General features: G+C 67.8%; 18 protein-coding genes. 3 read left to right on the plus strand and 15 right to left on the minus strand.

Annotation, left to right across the window (positions count from 1 at the left end; genetic code table 11):
• The first annotated feature begins 84 nt into the window (after positions 1–84).
• Complete coding sequence (locus tag PA01_02895; GenBank protein KON80719.1) at positions 85–888, plus strand: TIGR01458 family HAD-type hydrolase; 804 nt, start codon at positions 85–87, stop codon at positions 886–888.
• A 111-nt stretch (positions 889–999) separates the two neighbouring features.
• Entirely contained in the window at positions 1,000–3,372 is a 2,373-nt protein-coding gene (gene parC / locus PA01_02900; GenBank protein ID KON80720.1) for a DNA topoisomerase IV subunit A, read from the plus strand.
• A gap of 82 nt (positions 3,373–3,454) precedes the next feature.
• Here the strand turns inward: parC and motD are convergent, their stop codons facing one another.
• From motD to PA01_02965, 13 genes are all read right to left on the minus strand, one after another.
• Positions 3,455–4,303: a flagellar motor protein MotD gene (gene motD / locus PA01_02905; protein ID KON80721.1), complete on the minus strand. Its 849-nt coding sequence runs from the start codon at positions 4,301–4,303 to the stop codon at positions 3,455–3,457.
• Between the two features lie 47 nt (positions 4,304–4,350).
• Complete coding sequence (locus tag PA01_02910; GenBank protein KON80722.1) at positions 4,351–5,100, minus strand: flagellar motor protein; 750 nt, start codon at positions 5,098–5,100, stop codon at positions 4,351–4,353.
• Between the two features lie 22 nt (positions 5,101–5,122).
• Positions 5,123–5,890: an RNA polymerase sigma factor FliA gene (locus PA01_02915; GenBank protein ID KON82266.1), complete on the minus strand. Its 768-nt coding sequence runs from the start codon at positions 5,888–5,890 to the stop codon at positions 5,123–5,125.
• Positions 5,891–6,012: 122 nt separating this feature from the next.
• Positions 6,013–6,813, minus strand: a complete 801-nt coding sequence (locus tag PA01_02920; GenBank protein ID KON80723.1) for a flagellar FleN — start codon at positions 6,811–6,813, stop codon at positions 6,013–6,015.
• Between the two features lies 1 nt (position 6,814).
• A complete protein-coding gene (gene flhF, locus PA01_02925) occupies positions 6,815–8,365 on the minus strand; it encodes a flagellar biosynthesis protein FlhF (protein KON80724.1) in 1,551 nt (516 codons plus the stop codon).
• 111 nt (positions 8,366–8,476) lie between these two features.
• On the minus strand, positions 8,477–10,576 hold the full coding sequence (gene flhA, locus PA01_02930) for a flagellar biosynthesis protein FlhA (GenBank protein KON80725.1): 2,100 nt from the start codon (positions 10,574–10,576) through the stop codon (positions 8,477–8,479).
• A gap of 32 nt (positions 10,577–10,608) precedes the next feature.
• Complete coding sequence (gene flhB / locus PA01_02935) at positions 10,609–11,748, minus strand: flagellar biosynthesis protein FlhB (GenBank protein KON80726.1); 1,140 nt, start codon at positions 11,746–11,748, stop codon at positions 10,609–10,611.
• A 164-nt stretch (positions 11,749–11,912) separates the two neighbouring features.
• Positions 11,913–12,371, minus strand: a complete 459-nt coding sequence (locus PA01_02940) for a DUF192 domain-containing protein (GenBank protein KON82267.2) — start codon at positions 12,369–12,371, stop codon at positions 11,913–11,915.
• 34 nt (positions 12,372–12,405) lie between these two features.
• Positions 12,406–13,017, minus strand: a complete 612-nt coding sequence (locus PA01_02945; GenBank protein ID KON80727.1) for an rRNA large subunit pseudouridine synthase E — start codon at positions 13,015–13,017, stop codon at positions 12,406–12,408.
• A gap of 88 nt (positions 13,018–13,105) precedes the next feature.
• The gene (locus tag PA01_02950) at positions 13,106–13,849 is read right to left on the minus strand and encodes a TetR/AcrR family transcriptional regulator (protein KON80728.1); all 744 of its coding nucleotides are present in this window, start codon (positions 13,847–13,849) and stop codon (positions 13,106–13,108) included.
• Positions 13,850–14,104: 255 nt separating this feature from the next.
• Positions 14,105–14,860 (minus strand): enoyl-CoA hydratase/isomerase family protein, encoded by a 756-nt coding sequence (locus PA01_02955; protein ID KON80729.1) that lies wholly within the window; start codon positions 14,858–14,860, stop codon positions 14,105–14,107.
• 331 nt (positions 14,861–15,191) lie between these two features.
• Entirely contained in the window at positions 15,192–16,010 is an 819-nt protein-coding gene (locus PA01_02960) for an enoyl-CoA hydratase family protein (GenBank protein ID KON80730.1), read from the minus strand.
• A 55-nt stretch (positions 16,011–16,065) separates the two neighbouring features.
• Positions 16,066–16,812: an SDR family oxidoreductase gene (locus tag PA01_02965; protein KON80731.1), complete on the minus strand. Its 747-nt coding sequence runs from the start codon at positions 16,810–16,812 to the stop codon at positions 16,066–16,068.
• Between the two features lie 451 nt (positions 16,813–17,263).
• Between PA01_02965 and PA01_02970 the strand changes: the two genes are divergently transcribed.
• Positions 17,264–18,508 carry an MFS transporter gene (locus PA01_02970; protein KAI5913021.1) on the plus strand — a complete coding sequence of 415 codons (1,245 nt, stop codon included), beginning with the start codon at positions 17,264–17,266 and terminating at the stop codon, positions 18,506–18,508.
• Positions 18,509–18,625: 117 nt separating this feature from the next.
• Here PA01_02970 and PA01_02975 read toward each other — a convergent pair whose 3' ends face one another.
• Together PA01_02975 and PA01_02980 are read right to left on the minus strand one after the other, a co-directional pair.
• Entirely contained in the window at positions 18,626–20,197 is a 1,572-nt protein-coding gene (locus PA01_02975; GenBank protein ID KON80732.2) for a benzoate-CoA ligase family protein, read from the minus strand.
• Positions 20,198–20,262: 65 nt separating this feature from the next.
• Positions 20,263–21,297 carry a TRAP transporter substrate-binding protein gene (locus PA01_02980; GenBank protein KON80733.1) on the minus strand — a complete coding sequence of 345 codons (1,035 nt, stop codon included), beginning with the start codon at positions 21,295–21,297 and terminating at the stop codon, positions 20,263–20,265.
• Positions 21,298–21,304: the final 7 nt, after the last annotated feature.

Below are 21,304 nucleotides of genomic sequence, written 5' to 3' on the forward strand. Positions count from 1 at the left end.
AAAGAAGGTACTGAAAGGGCGCCGCCGGGTTGCCGGCGGGGCGTCCCTGCACGGTCCCGGCAACGAGTCCGAAACGTGAATGCCATGTCGTCACAGCCCTTGTCCGTCGCCCCTCCCAGCCTCGCGCGTCGCCCCAGGGCGCTGCTGATCGATCTGGCCGGCGTGCTGCACGTTGGCGATCAGGCGATCGAGGGTTCGGTCGCCGCACTCGCGCGACTGCGGCAGGCGGCGCTGCCGCTGCGCTTTCTCACCAACACGACGCGTTCGCCGCGCCGCACGATCGTCGCGAAGCTGCACCGGCTGGGCTTCGACGTTGTCGAGGACGAGATCCAGACTGCTGCCCGTGCTGCGCAACTGCTCGTCCGGCAGCGCGGACTGAAGCCGCTCTACGTCGTCCACCCGGACCTCGCGGAGGAGATGGGCCCGAGCGCTGCGGCGCCCGATGCGGTCGTGATGGGCGACATGGGACCGTACCTGGACTACGCGCAGCTGAACGCCGCGTTCCGCCTGCTGATGGCCGGAGGCGCCTTCATCGCGATGGCGAAGAACCGCTACTTCATGGAGGAAGACGGTCTTTCGCTCGACATGGGCGCCTTCGTCGCCGGCCTCGAGTTCAGCAGCGGGGTGCCGGCCGAGATCGTCGGCAAGCCGGCCGCAAGCTTCTTCCACAGCGCGCTCGCGGAGCTTGGCGTCGCGCCCGCCGAAGCGGTCGTGATCGGCGACGACCTGCACGACGACGTCGGCGCGGCGATCAACGCAGGCATTCCGGCGGTGCTCGTGCGCACCGGCAAGTTCCGCGCGGGCGACGGCGCCGACCCAATGATACGGCCCGCGTTCGTCGCCAACGATTTCGCAGGTGTGGTAGCGCAGCTGCTCGGGCGCGACTAACGCGGCCGCGCCGCGGGCTTCCCCGGTCGCGTGGCGTACAATGCGCCGCCTGACCGACCTCCCGCGGCGCCGAACGCGCGCCGCACCCGAACCCGCATCGCGAAGTCCTCCATGAGCAACGACACCCTCGATCTTTTCGGCCCTCCGCCAGCCCCCGGAGCGCCTGCCGAGACCGCCCCGCCCGCCCCGCCGATTCCGCCCGCCGACGCCACTGGCGACGGACCGTTGCCGCTCGACCGCTACGCCGAGCGCGCCTACCTCGCCTACGCGATGAGCGTCGTCAAGTCGCGCGCGCTGCCGCAGGTCGAGGACGGCATGAAGCCGGTGCAGCGGCGCATCCTGTACGCGATGAACGAGATGCGCCTGTCGGCCGCGTCGAAGCACGTGAAGTCGGCGCGCGTCGTCGGCGACGTCATCGGCAAGTACCACCCGCACGGCGACACCAGCGTCTATGACGCGATGGTGCGCGTCGCGCAGGACTTCTCGCTGCGCTACCCGCTCGTCGACGGCCAGGGCAACTTCGGCTCGCGCGACGGCGACTCGGCCGCGGCGATGCGCTACACCGAATGCCGGCTGACGCCGATCGCCGAGCTCCTGCTCGCCGAGATCGACCGCGGCACCGTCGACTTCGTGCCGAACTACGACGGCGCGTTCGAGGAACCGCAACTCCTGCCGGCGCGCCTGCCGTTCGTGCTGCTGAACGGCGCGTCGGGAATCGCCGTCGGCATGGCGACCGAGATTCCGCCGCACAACCTGCGCGAAGTCGCGGAAGCCGTCTGCCATCTGATCCGCAATCCGGATGCCGGCCTCGACGCCGTCCTGCCACTCCTGCCCGGTCCGGATTTCCCCGGCGGCGGCCAGCTGATCTCGTCGCCCGACGCGATCCGCGACGCATACGCATCCGGGCGCGGCAGCCTGAGGATGCGCGCGCGCTGGCGCATCGAGGAACTCGCGCGCGGCCAGTGGCGCGTCATCGTCGAACAATTGCCGCACGGCGTGTCGGCTGCCGGCGTGCTCGCCGAGATCGAGGCGCTGACGAACCCTCAGCCGCGCGGCGGCAAGAAGGACGTCAGCCAGGAGCAGAAGAACCTCAAGCAGCTCGTGCTCGGCGTGCTCGAGACGGTGCGCGACGAGTCGAGCGACAAGTCGCCGGTGCGCATCGTGCTGGAGCCGCGCTCGTCGCGCCAGAGCCGCGATGAGTTCATGGCGGTGCTGCTCGCGCACACCAGCCTCGAAAGCTCGGTGTCGGTGAACATGACGATGATCGGGCATGGTCCCGTGCAGGGCGGCCGGCCGCAGCAGAAGAACCTCGTGCAGATCCTGCGCGAGTGGATCGACTTCCGCTATGTCACCGTAGAGCGGCGCACGCGTCACCGCCTCGACGAGGTCGACCGACGCCTGCACATCCTCGAAGGCCGCATGATCGCGTTCCTGCACATCGAGGACGTGATCCGCGTGATCCGCGAATCCGACGAGCCGAAGCCGGCGCTGATCGAAGCGTTCGGCCTGTCCGAGATCCAGGCCGAGGACATCCTCGAGATCCGCCTGCGTCAGCTCGCGCGCCTCGAAGGTTTCCGGATCGAGAAGGAGCTCGCCGAACTCAAGGAAGAGCGCGGGAAGCTGCAGCACCTGCTCGACAACCGCGCGGCGATGACGAAGCTGATCCTCAGGGAGATCACCGACGACGCGAAGAAATACGGCGATGAGCGCCGTACGCTGATCGAGAGCGTCGCCCCGGTTGCACCGGCCGAAATCAGCGTGCCCGACGAGCCGGTGACGGTGCTCGTGTCAAAAAACGGCTGGGTGCGTTCGCGCCAGGGCCACGGCATCGATGCCGCGGCCATCACATACAAGGCGGGCGACTTCGCGTTCGCGGTCATCGAGACGCGCAGCACCTGGCCGCTCGTCGTCCTCGACACGCAGGGCCGCGCCTACACGGTGCGCGTCGCCGAGTTGCCGGGCGGGCGCGGTGACGGCGTGCCGATCGCAACGCTGGTCGACTTCCAGAACGGTGCCAAGCTCGCGCAGCTCGTCTCCGCCGAGCCGGAATCGGCCTGGATGTTCGCCAACTCCGGCGGCTATGGTTTCATCTGCACGCTCGTGGAAGCGACGAGCCGCCAGCGCGCCGGCAAGGCGTTCATGACTGTCGAGAAAGGCGAAAAAGTCCTGGCGCCGGCGCGCGTCCTCGGCGAGCGCATCGCCGCGGTGTCGGAGAACGGCCGCCTGCTGGTGTTCCCGCGCAGCGAGATGAAAGTGCAGGCCGGCGGGCGCGGCGTCATCGTCATGGCGCTCGACGAAGGCGAAGCGATGGTCGCGGTCGCGGCGCCGGCCGATGGCGCGGTGCTGAAAGTCGCAGGCATCGGCCGCGGCAACAAGGCGACGAGTGTCGAGCTGAAGCCGGCGCAGCTCGCGACGCTCGTGCAACGGCGCGCGCGCAAGGGTTCGCCGCTGGCGATCAGGATCAAGCCGACCGCTCTGCTCTGAACGCAGGCCAGCGCAAGCGCAGCGCGTCGAGCGAGAAACATCCCCGAGGCCGGCCCGCCGCGCGCGATCGGGCGAGCCCCGTTTACGGCGCCCGCTCGGCGCCCGCCTCCGTCGCTTCCGGCATGATCGACCGGATTGGATCGTCGGCGCGGATTCGTCCGGGGCTGCGCGGGGCGGGATCGCCGAGCATCGATTCGATCAGGATCGTCACGCGGCGATTCCGCGCCCGGCCTTCTTCGCTTGTATTGTCAGTGAGCGGGCGCTGCTCGGCGTAGCCGGCGGCGGTGAGGCGATCGCCGCGCACTCCGGCGTCGATGAACAGGCGCACGACCGACGACGCGCGCACCGTCGACAGCTCCCAGTTCGACGGGAAGCGTTCGGTGCGGATCGGCACGCTGTCGGTGTGGCCTTCGACGGTGATCGGGAAATCCGCGCCGGCGAGCACTTGCGCGACGGCGCGCAGCACCGCGATCGCCGGCGCGGCGAGCGTCGCGTCGCCGGGTGCGAACAGCACGCTAGCGTTGATCTCGACCGTGATTCCGTGGGCGCCTTCGGCCACGCTGACCTGTCCGCCCGTGGCGAGCGGCTGCAGCAGGCGGCGTATTTCGTCCGCGATGCTGTTGAGGCGCTTCAATTCGGCTTCGCGCCGCGCAGCGGCCGCCGGTTCGCGGACGGGGCGCACCGCGGGCGCCGGTGGTGGCGCGGGGGGGACCGACACGGCGATGATCGGTGACCCTGGCGGGTTGATCGCACCGCTGCGAAAAGCGCTGACGAGGGAATCGGACAGGACGCGGTACTTGCCCTCGTTGACCGACGACAGCGAATACATGACGACGAAAAACGCGAACAGCAGCGTGATGAAGTCCGCGTAGGAGACGAGCCAGCGCTCGTGATTCTCGTAGTCTTCGGCAGGGGGGCGGCGACGCGACATGAACGGCGTCGGCTAAGGCCGGGCGGCGCGCGGCAGGAAGAATCCCGTCACCGGCTTCGGCTCACGTAGCCCTGCATGCGGCTCTCGATGATGCGCGGGTTGTCGCCGCTGGCGATGCCGACGAGTCCGTCGACGAGCATCTCGCGCTGCGAGACGCCGCTTGCGACATGCGCCAGGAGCTTCTTCGAGATCGGCAGGAAAATTAGGTTCGCGAAGGCGACGCCATACACCGTCGCGACGAACGCGACCGCGATGCCGGAGCCGAGCCGGGACGGATCGGAGAGGTTTTCCATCACGTGGATCAGGCCCATGACCGCACCGAGAATGCCGATCGTCGGCGCGTAGCCGCCGGCCGCTTCCCAGATCTTCGCGCCGAGCCGCCGCTGCGCGCTCCAGGCGTCGATCTCGACTTCGAGCACGTCGCGCAGGTGCTGCGGCTCGACACCGTCGACGAGCAGCTGCAGCCCCTTGCGCATGAACGGATCGGGCAGCGTGTCGATGCGCTCTTCGAGCGCGAGCAGGCCTTCCTTGCGCGCGATGTGGCTCCAGTCGGTGGCCTGCGCGATGAGGTCGGCATGGTTCGAGGGCGGGGGCACGAACACCCATTTCGCCATCCGCATGCCGTCGCGAAACACCGGCAGCGGGCTCTGCAGCATCACCGCGCCGAGCGTGCCGCCGACGACGATCAGGAACGCGGTCGGCTGCACCAGCGAGGAAATATGGCCGCCTTCGAGCACCTGTCCCGACAGGATCGCGGCGACCCCGAGCGTGATGCCGATGAGACTGGTCTTGTCCATGGCGGGCGTCCGGGGGCGCCGTTCAGACGGCGGTGGCGCGCGTCTTGCGCGGCCTGCCGCGTCGCTCGACCGGCGCCTCGCCCGCGCCGAGGACGCGTGCCCGCAGCCGGGCGACGGCCTGGCTGTGCAGCTGGCACACGCGCGACTCGGACACGCCGAACACTTCGCCGATCTCGCGCAGGTTGAGCTCCTCGTCGTAATACAGCGCCATCATCAGCTTTTCGCGCTCGGGCAGGTCCTCGATCGCCCGCACCAGGGTGCTGCGCATGTCCGACGCTTCGAGAAGATCGAGCGGATTCGATTCGTGCTCGCCGAGGTGGCGCTCGAAGTAGTCCTCGCCTTCGTCGCCGGCAAAATCCTCGAAGTGCACCAGCTGATAGCCGCGCGCGTCCTGCAACATGCGCTGGTATTCGGCGAGCGGCATTTCGAGCGACTCGGCGAGCTCGACTTCGGTCGGCTGGCGGCCGTGGCGCTGCTCGAGGCTGTGGATCGCGCCTTCGATGCGCCGCATGTCGCGGCGGATGCTGCGCGGCAACCAGTCGTTGTCACGCAGCCCGTCGAGCATCGCCCCGCGCACGCGCTGCACCGCGTAGGTCTCGAACTGCGCGCCGAGGCCATCCTCGTAGCGGTTGATCGCGTCGAGCAGCCCGAGCATGCCGTTCTGGATGACGTCGTCGATGTGCACGCTCGCCGGCAGCTTCGCCATCAGGTGGTAAGCGAGGCGCTTGACCAGCGGCGCATAAGTCTCCACGAGCTGGCTCTTGTCGAGGTTTCCTTCGGGATCGTACATCCACTTCGCCTGTATTTTCCGGGCTCCCGGCCGCGGCGCCGGAGCTTCCTGCTTTTCGTCGGCCTGCCACGATCCAGCCGCCGGTTGCGCCTTGCCGCGCGGATAAGTCAGGTCGATCATCGTCAGCGGCCCGCCTGCGCCGTCGCGGCCGGCCGGCGCGCGGACAGCGCGAGGCGGCGCAGGAACGCGCCCTCGCCTGCGGACCCGCCCGGCGGCTGCGCGTCGACCGCCAGCCCTGCGGCGAGATCGTCGCGCTCGACTTCGCCGAGCGACACCAGCGGCACGCCGACGTGGCGCCGCACCAGGGCGTTCAGACTCGCAAAGAACGCGCGCGCGTCGTCGCGATGACGCGCGCCGGAGACGGCCACATGCAGCGCCCCGGCTCCGGCGCCAGCGAGCTGCTTGATCGTGCAGTAGGCTTCGGTCGCGCCGCTGCGGCTCGCTTCGGCAACGACGAGGCGGCGTGGCGCGGCGAAGACGAACGGCGACGGATCGCCTGCCGAAGCGCAGCTCGCATGAATCAGCACGAAGCCGGCGTGGCGATGCAGGCGGTGCAGCGCGCCGACGAGGCACTGGCGGCGCTCCTCGTCGAGCAACGGCAGCGCGAGCGCCGCGGCCGACACCGGGACCCGGCCGAACAGCCCCGGCACCGGCTGCAGCAGCTCGCGCGGCTCGATGCGCCCGCCGAGCACACTCAGCAGGTCGGGGCCGTCGGCGAGCCCGAGCGGGGCGGCGAGCGATTCCTGCCCGGCGGCCTCGTCGAGCAGCAGCACGCGGCTGTTCCGACTCGCGACGCGATGGGCAACGTGGACCGCCGCTGCGGCGCGACGCGCCCCGGTCGCATACAGCGCGACCACGGTCGGCGGCGCCCGCCGGAAAAGCCGGCGCAGCCCGGCCGCCTGGTCCTCGCGCGCGTCGATCATTTCACGCGCCCCGGCCCGATGCCGCGAGCATCAGCGCCGCCTCGTCGCCGTCCAGCTTCCACGGCGAACCGGCCGCCTGCTCGCGCAACGCCCGGTGCAGCAGGTAGGCGCGGTTCGGCAGGTGAAGGTCTTCCGGCACGCGCTGCCCGTTGGCAACGTAGAAAACGTCAAGCTCGTTGCTGACCGCGACATCGATCACCGGCGCGAGCGATGCCGCCTCATCGACTTTGGTCAGCACGCAGCCAGCGAGATCCGGGCCGCGATAGGCGCGCACGACATCGGCGAGCGTGTCGCCGCGGCACGTCGCATTCAGCAGCAGCAGCCGACGCACGTTGCCGGCGCCCATCAGCATCGCCGCCTGTTCCGCGACCATGCGGTCGCGCTGGCTCATGCCCATCGTGTCGATCAGCACCATGTGCTTGCCGCGCAGCTCGGCAAGCGTCTGGCGCAGGTCGGCGGTGTCGCGCACCGAGAACACCGGCACGCCGAGAATCCGCCCGTAAATGCGCAGCTGCTCCTGGGCGCCGATGCGGTAACCGTCGGTCGTGATCAGCGCGAGCTTTTCGGCGCCGTGGCGGACGACGCAGCGCGCGGCGAGCTTGGCGGTCGTCGTCGTCTTGCCGACACCGGTCGGCCCGACGAGCGCATAGACGCCGCCCCGGTCGATGATGTCGGTATCCGAGGACTTGACGCGCAGTTCGCGGCCCAACGCATTCCTGACTGCAATTCGGGCGTTCTCGGTGCTTGCATCGTCGGCGACGGCGCCGGCCAGCCGGCGCGCCAGAGGGCCGGAAAAACCCGCTTCGAGCAGTTCGCCGACGATGTCGGCACGCGCCGGCGCGTTGCGCCGCGCTTCACCCCACGCGAAGCCGCACAGCTGGCGCTCGATCAGTTCGCGGATGCCGGTCAGCTCGTCCATCAGCCGCGCATTGGCCTGCTGCAGGTCGCGGATGCGCGTGTCCTCGGCCGGCGGTGGGGCGCAAGGCGCGGCGTCCGGAAGCGCCACGACAGGACGCGCTTGCGCTGCGGGGCGTGTCTGCGGCCGGTCGGCGGGCACGGCGTGCGCAGCGGGCTCGGGCGCGTACCAGTCGTCGCCGAACGGATCTGCGCCCGGCGGCATTGCCGGGGTGCGCAGCAAGTCTGTGCCCTGCGGCATTGGCGGCGTGCGCAGCAGGTAGTCCGGGGTTTCGAGTCGCGGCGGCTGGAACGGCCGGACGACCGGCGCCGCAGCCTTGGACGCTGCGGGCGGCCGCGCCGCGGCAGGGCCCTGGGCGGACAGGCTGACGTGGAAATCGTCGTCGATATCGGGCAGCGGAGCCGGGAACGGGCTCCGGGCGGGAGCGGCGACGACCGGCGCGGCGCCGGCCGGGGCCGGGGGTGTCGGACGGGTCGCGCTCTGCAAGGCCCCGACCGCGTCGGCCGGCAGCGCGAGGATCTCGACGCCGCCTTCGACGGGGCGGTTCGCCAGCACGATCGCATCGGCGCCGAGTTCGGCCTTGAGGGCGCGCAGTGCCTCGCGGGCGGTCTGGGCGAAATAGCGCTTCACGTTCATTTGAGTGTCCCCCGGCTACGCACTCGGCGCAGGATGGTCCGATTATCGGCGCCGCCGTGGCCCCCGATAGGGTGGAATAAAAGCGGTTTCCCCCGCCTATTCGGGCATGCGTCAGCGCGCCGCGCCGCCGACCATCGCGGTGACGCGGATCGTGCGCGTCTCGGGCACTTCGGAATTCGCGATGACCTTGAGCGAAGGCACCGCCCGCCGCAAAAAGCGCGACATCAGCCAGCGCAGTTGCGGCGGCACCAGCAGCACCGGCGGCAGCCCGATGTCCTCCTGGCGTTGCGCGACTTCCGCTGCGTGGCGCAACAGGCCGTCGGCGAGGCTCGGCTCGATGGCCCCGCCCTCGCCGCCGGCGCCGACCGCCTGGCCGAGGATGCGCTCGAGCGATGGATCGAGCGCCATGACGTGGATCTCGGCGTTGCCGGGGAACAGACTCTGCAGGATCGAGCGACCCAGTCCCTGGCGCACGCGCGACGTGAGCTCCAGCGGGTCCTGCGTGCGCGGCGCGTTCTCGGCGAGGATCTCGATGATCGTGCGCATGTCGCGGATATTGACGCCCTCTTCGAGGAGATTCTGCAGCACCCGCTGCACCGTCGACACCGGCAGCAGCGCCGGCACGAGGTCCTCGACGAGCTTCGGCGTGTTCTTGCCGATATGGTCGAGCAGCGCCTGGGTTTCCTGGCGTCCGAGCAGTTCGGCGGCGTGACTGAGGATCAGGTGGTTCAGGTGGGTCGCGACGACGGTGCTTGCATCGACGACCGTGTAGCCGAGCGCGTGCGCCTGTTCGCGCTGGCCGGCATCGATCCAGAACGCGGGCAGATCGAACGCCGGGTCGCGCGTCTCGCGCCCGGCGAGCGGCCCGGTGACGCGGCCCGGGTTGATCGCGAGGAACTGGCCCGGATAGGCCTCGCCGTTGCCGATCTCGACGCCTTTCAGCGCGATGCGGTAAGCGTTCGGCTTGAGCTCGAGGTTGTCGCGGATATGCACCGGCGCGGACAGGAAGCCGACGTCCTGGGCGAACTTCTTACGCAGCCCGCGGATGCGCTTCAGCAGTTCGCCGTCCTGCCCCTTGTCGACCATCGGGATCAGGCGATAGCCGACTTCGAGACCCAGCACATCGACCGGCGCGACGTCGTTCCAGCTCGCCTCGAGGTTTTCGGCCGGCGGTTCGAGGGCGGCGGCTTCGGGCGCGGTGCGCGCACCGTCGACCGCGTCGCGCCGGGCGTCGTCCATGCGGCGCCAAGCGAGCCAGCCGAGCAGGCCGGCGATCAGGATGAACACCAGGTTCGGCATCCCCGGAATCAGCCCGAGCACCCCGATGATGCCGGCAGTCAGCATCAGCACCTGCGGGTTCGAGAACACCTGCGCGATGACGAGGTTGCCGATGTCGGACTCGTCGCCGACGCGCGACACGACCATGCCGGCTGCCACCGAGATGATCAGCGCCGGGATCTGCGCGACCAAGCCGTCGCCGATCGTCAGCAGCGTGTAGGTCTCGATCGCGACGCCGGCGTCCATGCCGTGCTGCACGATGCCGACCATCAGGCCGCCAAGGATGTTGATCAGCAGGATCAGGATGCCGGCGACGGCGTCGCCGCGCACGAACTTCGACGCGCCGTCCATCGCGCCGTAGAACTCGGATTCCTGCGCGACCTCCTTGCGGCGGCGCTTCGCCTCGGCCTCGTCGACGAGGCCTGCGTTGAGGTCGGCGTCGATCGCCATCTGCTTGCCGGGCATCGCATCGAGCGTGAAGCGTGCGCTGACTTCCGCGATCCGCCCGGCGCCTTTCGTGACGACGACGAAGTTGATCAGCACGAGGATCACGAACACGACGAGGCCGATCGCGGTGTTGCCGCCAACGAGGAAATGGCCGAACGCCTCGATGACCTTGCCGGCGGCGTCCGGCCCGGTGTGGCCTTCGAGCAGCACGATGCGCGTCGAGGCGACGTTCAGCGCGAGGCGCAACAGCGTGGTCACCAGCAGCACCGTGGGGAACACCGAGAACTCCAGCGGCTTCTTCGTGTACATCGCCACCAGCATCACCATCACCGAGATCGCGATGTTGAACGTGAAGAACACGTCGAGCGCGAACGCCGGCAGCGGCAGCACCATCATCGACAGCACCATGATGATGAAGAGCGGCGCGCCGAGCATTCGCAGGTTCGCCGGCGTCATCAGCGCGCGCAGGTTCAGGGCTTCGAACATTGCCTACCTCAAGAGAGTCGGGGAGTGGCGCATCAGGCGGGTGCGCCCGGGTCCATGTCTTCGGGCACCGGCAGCTTGCCCGGCACTGCGGGCGGAAGGCCGCCGCCAGCCATCCAGCGGTTGAGCTGGTACACGTAGGCCATGACTTCGGCCACTGCGGTATAGAGCGCGCCAGGCACTGCCTGGTCCAACTCACAGTGCTTGTACAGCGCGCGCGCGAGCGGCGGCGCCTCGAGCAACGGCACCTTGTGTTCCTTCGCCAGCTCGCGGATCTTCAGCGCGATCTCGCCGCGCCCTTTCGCGACGACGACCGGCGCGCCCATCTTCTGCGCGTCGTATTTCAGCGCGACCGAGAAATGCGTCGGGTTCGTCACGACGACGTCGGCTTTCGGGACTTCGGCCATCATCCGCCGGCGCGCCATCTCGCGCTGCATGCTGCGGATGCGCCCCTTGACGTGCGGGTCGCCTTCCTGCTCCTTGCCTTCGCGCTTGACCTCTTCCTTCGTCATGCGCAGGCGCTTGTGGTATTGCCACAGCTGGAACGGCACGTCGATCAGCGCCAGCAGCGCGAGGCCCATGATGATCAGCAGCGCGGAGAACAGCACCGCCTGCAGAAAGTCCGGCACCGCGCTCTCCACCGCTTCGGAAGTCAGCGCGAAGATGTGCTCGCGCTCGCGCCACACCGCGAAAACACCGATGCCGCCGACGACCGCCGCCTTGAGCAGCGACTTGAGCATTTCGGCCAGCCCGTGCAGCGAGAACATCCGCCCGAAGCCCTTGAGCGGATCCATGCGGTCGAACTTGAGCCCGAGCGCTTTCGGCGAGAACACGAAGCCGCCGAGCAGGATCGGTGCGCCGACCGCCGCCACCATCAGCACGCCGAACAGCGGCAGCATCGTCAGCAAGGCTTGCGTGAACAGGTCGCCGAAGTCCTTCAGCATCAGCTGCGGGTCGAACGCGACCGCGCGCTCGAAACGGAAGCCGTGGCGCAGCATGCCGAGTACGCGCTCGCCGATCCAGCCGCCCATCAGCCACAGCCCGCTCGCGCCGGTGATCAGGACGAGGAAAGTCGACAGCTCGCGCGACTGCGGAACCTGCCCTTCCTCGCGAGCCTGCTCCAGCCGCCGTGGCGATGCCTGTTCCGTTTTCTCGAGATCGCTGTCTTCAGCCATCGCCGGCTCCTTGCCCGCGCCGCGCCGCAAGCCGCGCGCGGTGCGGGCGAACGACGAGCAGCGGCAATTATCGCGGCGCAGCGACAGGCCACGGAGGCCGATAAGCGGCGGGAAAGCCCCTTAATTCAGGAACTGCAACGCGAAACCGGGACGAACCAGCGTACTCAGCGCGCGGCGGGGAGCCGGTCGATGCCGCGGATCCGGGCGCCGGGAGCGATATTGCGTCCCGCAAACCAGTCACCGTTCATTTCCAGCGCGAAGCGTGCCGGGCCGGCGGCACAATGACTGTCCTCGCTTCGCGGCTGCATCTGCTCGATGTTGAGGATGCGCCCTTCGTGGTCGAGAAACGCGACCGACAGCGGGATCAGCGTGTTCTTCATCCACATGCAGTGGCGGGCATCGTGGGCGAAGACGAAGATCATGCCGCGGTGCGCCGGCATCGCGGGCCTGTTCATCAGCCCGATCTGGCGGGCTTCGTCGGTGTGCGCGAGCTCCGCCTCGATGCGATACATCCCGGCCCCCAGTTCGACGAGCGGCAAGTCGGCCTGCGCGGCCGGAACCTGGAGCAGACCGCTCGCGAGAAACAGTGCGATGTGACGGACGGAACGACGTTGCAGGAACATGGCAGCAGCCCGGGTGCGATTTCGACGCGAAATTCTACCCTCGACCGCCTCTGCGCCGTCCGCCCCTACCCGCGAATGCGCTCGCACTGGGCGTGGCCGGGCTTTGCACCTCCTCGCTGCGCCACTGGCCGGGAGCGAGCCCGGTCAGCGACCAGTCGCCGATCGCCACGCGGATCAGCCGCAGCGTCGGGAAACCGGCTTTCGCCGTCATCCGTCGTACCTGACGGTTCTTCCCCTCGTGCAGCACGATCTCGAGCCACGACGTCGGCACGCTCTTGCGGAACCGCACCGGCGGGTCGCGCGGCCACAGCCACTCCGGCTCAGCGACGCGGCGCGCACTGCACGGACGGGTGACGAAATCGCCCAGATCGAGCCCGCCCCGCAGCGCGGCCAGCGCCGCGTCGTCGGGCTCGCCCTCGACCTGCACGAGGTAGGTTTTCGGCAGCTTGTGGCGCGGATCGGCGATGCGGTGCTGCAAGGCGCCGTCGTCGGTGAGCAGCAACAGGCCTTCGCTGTCGGTGTCGAGTCGCCCGGCGGCATAGACGCCGGACACGGGGACGAAAGCCTTGAGCGTGACGTGCGCGCCGTCGCCGGAAAACTGGCAGATCACGCCGTACGGCTTGTTGAGGAGGATCAGGCGGGACATCGGACGCTGCTTCGGCCGAGCGGCCGCGGTCGCGCGGCACGCGTCGCTCCGCGTCGCGCGGCCCGGCTCTCGCGAACCGCCACCCGGTTCAGTCGTTGGACGATTTGGCGCCGGCCATGGCTGTGCCGGCGGTTGTGGGGGCCGCAGCGGGAGGATGTTCGCCCGCCGCCTCCGCCGCGCTCTGCCGGATTCGCGCCAGCACCGTCTTGCCCTTGGTCGTGAGGAAAGGTTCGACCATCAGCTGGAGGCCTTCATCGACGTATTCGGCGAGCGTGTACCGGTCGCGGAACGCCCAGTATTTCAGCGCCCACGCATGCGCGAACGTGACGCACTGATAAGACAGGAGATGCTCGTTGATCGGGCGCATGAAACCGCCCGTCGTGCACGCGCGAATCGCCTTCTCGATGAGGCGGTTCGTACGGGTTTCGCCGTCCATGATCAGACCGCGCCGATCGGCACGCAACGACTTCGTCGAGCGGTAGGCGAGCACCGTCGCGTCGCGCTGCGCGTCGACGATCGCGCAATACGCCCAGATCGCCCGGCACAGGCGCTCGACCGGATGCGTCAGGCCTTCGATCTGACGCGGAATCTCGTTCTCGTACGTGTCGAGCACCTGCTTCAGCGTCAGGAACAGGATGTCGTCCTTGTCGCCGAAGTACTGGTAGATCAGCCCGGTGCTCACTTTGGCCTCGCGGGCGATCTGCAGAATGGTCGTCGTGTAGTAGCCTTCTTCGGAAAAAAGCTTCGTCGCCGCACGGATGATCTGGTGACGGCGCTCTTCGACCAGCTTCGGGTCGGAAACTACGCTCTTGACGCTTTCTGCTGAACTCATGATCGTTCCTCGGGGATGTTCTGTTGCTGCCGCTGGCCGGCGCCGCAATCGCGCCGGACATCGTATTGTGCCACCAGTTCAGACCGCTTTCCGCCTTCGACGTCGCGCGGGACAAGGGGACAATTAACCCGGCAATCAAATACCAACCGTTCGCCGGCAATCAAATACGAACCGTTCGCCCTGAGCCTGTCGAAGGGCGGTGCCAGGGGCTTCGACAGGCTCAGCCCGAACGGTATTTGGCTGCCGGGTTAATAACTATTGCTTGCTCAGGAAGCGCTGCACGCGTTCCTGCGTCCCCGCGTCGGCGAGCAGCGCGGCGCTGCCGGCGAGTTCCACTTCGAATCCATTTTCCTCGGCAGCGACCGCAACCCCGATGCAGCGCTTGCATTCGGCAAGCGCCGTACCCGGCAGGGCTGCGATGCGTTCGACCACGGCGCGCGTCACCGATTCCAGCTCGGCTGCCGGGGCGACCCAGTGCGCACAGCCCAGGGCAACCGCTTCGGCGCCGCCGATCACTTCGGCGCCGAGGATCAGCCGTCTGGCGACTGCTTCGCCGCAGATGCGCGTCATGCGCTGCGTGCCGCCGGCCGCCGGCAGAAGCCCCAGCCGCGCTTCCGGCAGGCCGATCCTGGCCGAGTCGGCAACGACGCGCAGATCACAGGCGAGCGCGAGTTCGAAGCCGCCGCCCATCGCCGCCCCGCCGATCTCGACGACCGACACCTGCGGGAGGCGTTCGAGGCGCGCATACACTTCCTGCATCCGGCGCGTCATCGCGATCATCTGCATGCGCCCGGTTTCGCTGTCGAACAGCGAGCCGATCAGCTCCAGGTCCGCGCCGGCGCAAAACACCCGCTCGCCGCTGCGGATCCACAGCACATTGACGCGCGGCGTGCGTTCGATCTCGGCGAGGATGCGGTCGAGCTGCTCGATCCATTCCTCGTTGATCGCATTGACCGGGGAGCGGCACAGCGTCACCGTTGCGACCGAAGCTTCAATAGTTAGCGAAATCATAAATCCCTCCCGATGGAACCCGATTCCCGACCCGGGACGCTGCCACGGCGTCCGCTGAAAGGGGAATCGGCACGGTGCGATCAAGAATAAAAAGGGGCATCGCCGGCGTTTGCGGACGTCGGAGGAGATGAGCAGCGTGGTATCACGCAAGCCGTTCGATGCGATGCCCCGAAAGCGAATCGCCAGAGCCACGTTCCGGCGCAAGCCGCAGCGGCGCAAGGGAGGACACTTTTCGGCGCCGCCTCCCCTGGCCGCGCGGGCATGTCTTCCCCTCCGCGCCCCGACGCCGTACCGACACCGGAGCGCTGCCGTTTCCGGCTCAGTTGCCTTCTCAGTTGCCTTCGAACTTCGGCACCTGCTTGTTCACGAACGCGTTGTAGGCGCGCGTGAAGTCCTGCGTCTGCATGCAGATCGCCTGGGCTTCGGCTTCGGTCTCGAGCGCCTGCTCGATCGTCTGGTTCCATTCCTGGTGCAGGCACTTCTTCGTCATCGAGTGCGCGAACGCCGGACCGTTCGCGAGCGACAGCGCCATCTCCTGCGCCTTCGCCAGCACTTTTTCGGCGGGCACGACGTCGTTGAAGTAGCCCCAGGCGCGGCCTTCCTCGGCGCTCATCGAGCGGCCGGTGTAGAGCAGCTCGGACGCGCGCCCCTGGCCGATGATGCGCGGCAGGATGCTGCACGCGCCCATGTCGCAGCCGGCGAGGCCCACGCGCACGAACAGGAACGCGGTCTTCGTTTCGGGCGTCGCGTAGCGCAGGTCGGACGCCATCGACACGATCGCGCCGGCGCCGGCGCAGATGCCATCGACCGCCGCGATGATCGGCTGCGGGCAGTTGCGCATTTCCTTGACGAGGTTGCCGGTCATGCGCGTGAACGTCAGCAGGCCGTTCGTGTCCATCTTCGTCAGCGGCCCGATGATGTCGTGCACGTCGCCGCCCGAGCAGAAGTTGCCGCCGGCGCCGGTGATGACCACCGTGCGCACGTCATCGACATACTGCAGTTTGTGGAAGGTGTCGCGCAGCTCGGCGTAGCTCTCGAACGTCAGCGGATTCTTGCGCTCGGGACGGTTCAGCGTGATCGTCGCGACGCGGTCGGCCACTTCCAGCTTGAAATGCTCGGGGCGCCATTCGGCAGCTTTCAGCTTGTACATGAAATTCTCCTGATGATCGACTGTTGGGAAAGGATTGGGGTTGGCAGGGAACGGGTCAGCCCGCGAGGGTCAGACCGCCGCTCACGCTGATGACCTGGCCGGTGATGAAACTCGCCCGGTCGCTGGCGAAGAACAGCACTGCATCGGCAAGTTCGGACGGCTTGGCAAGGCGCCGCATCGGCGTCGCCTTGACGAAAGCTTCGCGGTGCTTCTCCGGCACCGCTTGCAGGAGCGGCGTGTCGGTCGGTCCCGGGCAGACACAATTGACGTTGATGTTGTAGCGCGCGACTTCACGGGCGAGCGACTTGGTGAAGGCGATCGCCCCGCCCTTCGCTCCGGAATACACGGTCTCGCCGAGGCTGCCGACGCGCCCCGCGTCGCTCGCGACGGTGACGATCTTGCCCGAGCCGCGCTCGATCATCTGCGCGAGGAACGCGTGTGACACCGCGACCGGCCCGAGCAGGTTGAGGTCGATGACCTTGCGCCAGAAGTCCGGCGTGTTCTCCATGAACGGCTGGATCTTCCCCCAGCCCGCGACGTTCGCGACGATGTCGATCTGGGGGCGGCGGCGATAGGCCTCATCCTTGAACGCAGCGATCGAATCGAGATCGGTGACGTCGAGGCGGATGAAGTCCACGCCCAGGTGCTGTTCGCACAGCGCGCCGGCGACAGCCGCGCCCTTTTGCTCGTCGATGTCGCCGATCAGCACATAGGCGCCGGCGCGCGCCAGCGTTTCCGCAGTCGCCAGACCGATCCCCGATGCTCCACCCGTGACGACTGCTGTTTTTCCGTCAAGCCGCATTTTGTTCTTGCCTCCTGATTCACAAAGTTTTTGCCTCGTCGGGTGTCGGGATGCCGGCCTTGCCGCTCACGAACCCCTTTTGTCACGCGCCGCGCCTGGTTTCGTGCAAAGCGCAGCTGGTGTATGAATGATTGTTCAGTCAGTTCATCAAGTCAACCCCCTGATGCACGATTCCTCTCGTCCACGCGACAAAGCTCTCCGGGCAAGCGCTCGCAGCGCCCCCGTTCAGGCGAGCGTCATCGCCGCGGTAACAAGAAATATCCCGTTGCATGATGTAACACGACCGAGATCGCCCGCGCGTCCACGACGCCCGCGAGCGCTGCTTGTCGATCGACGACCGCGACCTCATCAAGGCGCGCGACCGAGCGCCTCGGCAACGCCTTTCGCAGGGCACGCAGTTGACTGTCGTGACTGAGCGCTCAATCATTCCTCCACACTTCAGGGGAAAGCAATGCAGAAGACTTCATGGGCCGCGGTAGGCATCGCGATCTTTTCAGGCATGGTGGCGGCAGCTGCGATCGGCAAAGTCCCGCCCGCGCTGCCGGCAGTGCGCGACCAGCTGGGGCTGACGATGATCGAGGCAGGCTGGGTGATGTCGACGTTCGCGACGCTGGGCGGCTGTTGCGCGCTGTTTTTCGGTGGCGCGAGCGCCCGTATCGGCGAGCTTCGCCTGGCGCTGCTCGGGCTCGCGATGATGGTGTTGGGCGCCCTCCTCGGTGCTTTCGCACACAGTTACACGCTGCTGCTGGTGTCGCGCGTGCTCGAAGGCAGCGGCTTCATCGCCGTCGTCGTCACCCTCCCCTCGCTGATTACACGCAGCACGGCGCCGCGCGACTACCGCCTCGCGCTCGGCCTGTGGAGCATCTACCTGCCGTTCGGCAGCAGCATTGCGATGCTGACGGCGCCGTTCATGCTCCCCGCGCTCGGCTGGCGGGGACTGTGGCTCGTTATCGCCGGCGCGGCGCTCGCCTGCGCGACACTGCTCTACCGCATGCGCCAGCGTTTCGTCGCGCCCGCAAGTGCCGCCGTGCGCCCCGCTTCGGGCGTGATCATCCTCGAGACCCTGCGCAGTCCGGGTGCGTGGTGCCTGACCGCTGCGTTTTTCACCTATACGCTGCAGTGGTTCACGCTGATGGTGTGGCTGCCGAGCTTCCTCGTCGAACACCGCGGCCTTTCGGTGTCGCTCGCCGGCGCGCTGACCGCAGGGGTGGTCGCGGCGAACGTGCCCGGCAACATACTCGGCGGCTGGCTCGTCCACCGCGACATTCGCCGTGGCACGCTGATCTGCGCGACGTCGCTGTTCATGCTGGCGTGCGCGTTCGGCATTTTCGACGAGCGCCTGCCGGACGCGCTGCGCTACGGCCTGTGCCTGCTGTTTACTTCCGTCGGCGGCATTCTCCCGGCCGCCGCGTTCTCCGGCCTGACCGCCCATGCGCCGTCGCCTCGGCACATCGGCGCGGTCAACGGCCTGCTCGTGCAGGGCTCGAACCTCGGCCAGTTCGTCGGACCGCCGGCGATCGCCGCAGTCGTTACCGCGGGCGGCGGGGACTGGGGCGCCGCGACCGGCCTCATGGCGGGGGCTGCCGTGGCCGGTGTGGCCGCCGGCCTGTTGCTGGTGATCGAACGCACGCCGCCGGACACGCGTCAGGCTCCCGTGGAACATGCGGTTGCGGAAGGGGGCGGCTCGGGCTGCTGAAGAACGCCGGACGAAACAACGGCGGTCTTCGGACCACCGTTTGTGTGCTTGCTGCTGCATCGCAGCGCCGGGGTGGCCGGGCCAAGGTTTTGCCCGGTCGCCCCGACGTCGTTCGCGTCACGCGGCCGTTTTCAGCATTTCCCGCAAACGGTATTTCTGGATCTTGCCGGTCGCGGTGCGCGGCAGCTCATCGACGAAACGTATCGTGCGCGGGCACTTGTAGATCGACAGGTTCGCTTTCAGCGTGTCGAGCACATCCTCGGACAGCCGCGCCTCGTTGGCCGACGGGTCCGTCGCCACGGCGATCAGCGCGAGACGCATCAGCCCGTCGTCCTGCTGGATGCCGACAACGGCGGCTTCGGAGATCCCCGGCGCAGTCATCGCACAGGATTCGATCTCCGACGGGCTCACCCATTGGCCGGAGATCTTCAGCATGTCGTCGGCGCGTCCGTTGTGGTACCAGTACCCGTCGCGGTCGAAACTGAACATGTCGCCCGGGTAATACCAGCCGTCCCGCAGCGCCTTCGCGGTCAGCTCGGGCTGCTTCCAGTAACCGGCGAACTGTGACGGCGTCCTGATCGCGATCAGCCCCGGCACGTCGGGAGTGACGATCTCTTCGCCGGCTTCATCGACGAGGCGGACTTCGGCCCACGGCACCTTCTTGCCGCATGAACCGGGGCGCTGCTCGAGCGAGTCGTTGACGAGAAACAGGAAGATCGTCTCGGACGCGCCGATGCCGTCGATGATCGGTTTGCCGCAGACTTCGAGCCAGCGCTGGTAAAGCGTCTCGGGCAGCTTCTCGCCGGCCGACAGGAAATGGCGGATCTCGCGGCAGGCCGGCGTTTCGGCGACGCCTTCGCGCAGCAGGTTGCGGTACATCACCGGCGTGCTGAAAAAAAGCGTCGGCTTGTGGCGTTCGATGATGCCGGCCATCAGCGCCGGGTCCGGCCAGCCCGGCGCGATAATCACGGTCGCGCCGCAGCGCAGCCCGCCCATCAGCGAATGGCCGAGCGCCCAGCCAAAGAACATCTTCGAGGTCGTGAAGATGCGATCTCCCGGCACGACGCCGAAATATTCGCGCTCCATCCGGTCGGCGATCAGCACGCATTCATGCGTATGCATCACAGCCTTCGGTCGGCCGGTCGTCCCCGAAGAGTAGACCCAGAACGCGACGTCGTGCGGTGCGGCCGGCTCCGATTCGAGCGCGTCGGAGCAGCCCGCGACGAAATTCTCGAGCGACACGCAACCCGCAGGCGGCGCGGCGCCGCGGACGACGACCAAAGGCCGGGACGCAAGCTCATCGGCGATTTCCTCGTACAGATGCAAGAATTCGGCGTCGATCATCAGCACCCGGCACTCGCTGTCTTCGATCACGTAGCGCACATCGCGCGGCGCAAGGCGGACGTTGAGCGCAACCGAGACGGCGCCGATGCGCAGTGTGCCGAGGTAGGCCGCAACCATTTCAGGCGAGTCGTCCATGAGGAAAAGCACCCGCTCTCCCCTGGCGAGCCCGTGCTCCTTCAGCGCGTTACCAGTGCGATTGACCATCGCATTCAGCTCGTCATAGCTCACCGAGCGGTCGCCGCTGACGATCGCGGCCTGCTCGCCGAGACCCAGGGACAAGGGGCGACCGATGATTTCGTCGGCCGCGTTCATCGCTCCATATCGCGCGGTATTGTTAAAGCTCATGTCTGCTCCACAACGACAGAAAAAAATCCCCGGCGCGAGGACCGGGGAGCGAGACGACCGTCGGGTCAGTTACTCAGCAGCGCCTGGGCTTCGGCGAGCAGTTTCTGCCCGTCATGTCCTTTCGCGGTGACTTCCTTGACCCAGTCGGCGGTCACCGACTCGGAGGCTTTCTGCCACTTCTTCACTTCGTCCGCGGGCACCATGTAGAACGTGTTCTTGTGCTCGACGCCGGATTGGCGCCCCGCGAGCGTCGCATCGTCCCAGACCTTGCCGGCCCACGCCGACACTTCGGCACCGCTGTTCGCGTCGATGACCTTTTTCAGCTCCGGCGGCAGGCTGTCGTATTTGGCCGGGTTCATCGCCAGCACGAAAGCCGATGTCGACAGCAGCGGCATGCTCGGGTCGGTCTCGGTGTGGTACTTGACCACTTCCTGCACCTTCATCGCCGGCACCACTTCCCACGGGATCATCGCCCCGTCGATAACCCCCTTGGCGAGGCTCTCGGTGACCAGCGGCACCGGCATCGGCACCGGGGTCGCGCCCAGCGCGGTGAGCATCCGCGTCGCCAGCCGGGTGGGTGCGCGCACTTTCAGGCCGCGCAGGTCGTCCATCGTCTTGACCTGCTTTTTCGACGTGTGCAGCGCCATGCCCGAGATCACGTGGAAAACGAGCGGGCGCACGCCCTTGTATTCCTCGGTCGCGTTTTTCGTCGCGTAGGCCCATAGTGCCCGGCTCGATTTCTCGCCGGAGATGCCCATGAACGGCAGCTCGAACGCTTCGGTCACGAGGAAGCGTCCCGCCTGGTAGCCGGGCAATGCCCAGACGATGTCGGCGATGCCGTCCTTGGCCTGGTCGAAGAGCTGCGGCGGCGTGCCGCCCATCTGCATCGCCGGGTAGATCTGACACTTCAGCCGGCCGGCCGATTCCGCGCTGATCTTCGCGCACCACGGTTCGAGGAACTTCAGCTGCGTGTTCGACGACGGCGGCAGAAAGTGATGCACGCGCAGCGTGACGACATCGTCTGCGGCCTGGGCCTGGGCTGCGCCGAACGTCATCAGCACGGAAGCGCAAAGCGGGGTGAGCAGGTTGCGGGTTTTCATCGGTTTT

The organism is Azoarcus sp. PA01, from assembly GCA_001274695.2.
In the GTDB taxonomy this organism is placed as follows: Bacteria; Pseudomonadota; Gammaproteobacteria; order Burkholderiales; family Rhodocyclaceae; genus Aromatoleum.